This is a genomic window from Clostridium sp. CCUG 7971 (assembly GCF_017590215.1).
Classification (GTDB): Bacteria; Bacillota; Clostridia; order Peptostreptococcales; family Peptostreptococcaceae; genus Faecalimicrobium.
Genome location: NZ_JAFFPK010000041.1, coordinates 1 through 1618 on the forward strand (window position 1 = coordinate 1; position 1618 = coordinate 1618).

A 1618-nucleotide genomic window follows, 5' to 3' on the forward strand; every position below is an offset into this window, starting at 1 on the left:
TTTAATAAAAATATTTAAAATATTTCAAAATTGTAATATAACTAAGGGGTGGAATGTAATATAAATTTGATATTATATAGTTAAGTAACTATAAAAATAAATATTATAAATGATGGGATGATTTTATGAAAAATACAGTTAAAAACTTAAATATAGATGAATTTTTTAAAAGTAATACAAATGATTTATTTGAATTAGGTATGAGATATTACTTTGGAGACGATGAGATATTTCAAGATTATGAAAAATCTTTTGATTTTATACAAAAAGTATATGATACGGATTTAAAATATGAACTAAATGAAAAATATAAAATATACAATGTATTATATAGCTTAGGAAAAATATTTAGAGATGGAATAAAAGCAAAAAAAGACTACGATAAAGCTTTATATTGCTTTAAAAATGCTTCAGAACAAGGACATTCAAAAGCACAATATAACTTAGCTCTTATGTATTACCATGGGTATGTGGTAGAGCAGAATTATAATAAGGCTTTTTATTGGTTTGAAAAATCTTGTGAAAAAGGAAATTCAGAATCTAAGTGTAATATAGGGGTTATGTACTACTATGGCCAAGGTGTAGAAAAAGACTATTATAAAGCTATAGACTACCTAGAAAAATCTGCATCTAAAAATAATGTAGATGCTCAATATAATCTTGGGTTTATATACTACAATTTAAATGATATAGAAAAATCTTTATATTGGCTATCAAAAGCAGTTAGAAATGGTAGTGGGCAAGCAAAACAATTATTAAAGAAAGTAAAGAAAAAGAACACAATAAAAAATGTGATTAGAAAAGTACCAAATTTGGCATTTAAACCTGTAAAATTTAATAAAAAAATAGAATCTATTTGAATAGGTTCTATTTTTACTTTTTGAAGACCTACTTTAAGATATATTAAATTAAATTATTCTAAAAATATAACTACTTACATAAATTATTTAATAGTCAAATATTTAAAGTGTAAAAAATTTACAACTAAGGAGGTAGTTATGGGAAAATTTAATTTTATAGAAACAAAAATAAAAGACTTATATATAATAGAGCCTTATGTATTTAGGGATGAAATGGGATATATTATGGAAACCTATAATGAAAGAGACTTTAAATCATTTAACTTAGATATAGATTTGAAGTTTGTTCAATTTAATGAAGTTAAGTTTAAAAAGGGAGTGCTAAGAGGCCTGAGATTTCAAGAAAAGCATGCTCAAAATAAATTAGTAAGAGTAGTAGAGGGAGAAGTCTTTGATGTAGCGGTTGATTTAAGAAAAGATTCACATACCTATTTACAATGGGAAGGTGTTACATTATCGTCTGAAAATAAAAGACAACTTTATGTACCAAAAGGATTTGCACATGGTTTTTTAGTTTTATCTGATTATGCTTTAGTAACTTGCAACTATACACAATATTATCTTCCACAATTTGAAAATGGAATTGCTTATAATGATCCAACTTTAAATATAAATTGGCCAATTGATGATATAGATAAAATATTACTTTTAGATAGAGATCGAAATTGGGAAAATATACAAAAATAGAGATATGCTTTAATTAAAGCATATCTCTATTTTATATTGAATCTATTTATTATTAGATATAGCAGTATTTG

At 24.1% G+C, this 1618-nt stretch carries 2 protein-coding genes; both read left to right on the forward strand.

Annotated features, from left to right (window positions below; all coding sequences use genetic code 11):
- The first annotated feature begins 125 nt into the window (after positions 1-125).
- Positions 126-860, forward strand: a complete 735-nt coding sequence (locus JWF52_RS05770) for a tetratricopeptide repeat protein (protein ID WP_208332424.1) — start codon at positions 126-128, stop codon at positions 858-860.
- A gap of 138 nt (positions 861-998) precedes the next feature.
- The gene (rfbC, locus tag JWF52_RS05775) at positions 999-1547 is read left to right on the forward strand and encodes a dTDP-4-dehydrorhamnose 3,5-epimerase (protein ID WP_208332426.1); all 549 of its coding nucleotides are present in this window, start codon (positions 999-1001) and stop codon (positions 1545-1547) included.
- Positions 1548-1618 lie beyond the last annotated feature (71 nt).

Bases quoted from the DNA above. Each gene is read 5' to 3' on its own strand.
- JWF52_RS05770 (WP_208332424.1), top strand. From the start codon at position 126: ATGAAAAATACAGTTAAAAACTTAAATATAGATGAATTTTTTAAAAGT.
- rfbC (WP_208332426.1), top strand. From the start codon at position 999: ATGGGAAAATTTAATTTTATAGAAACAAAAATAAAAGACTTATATATA.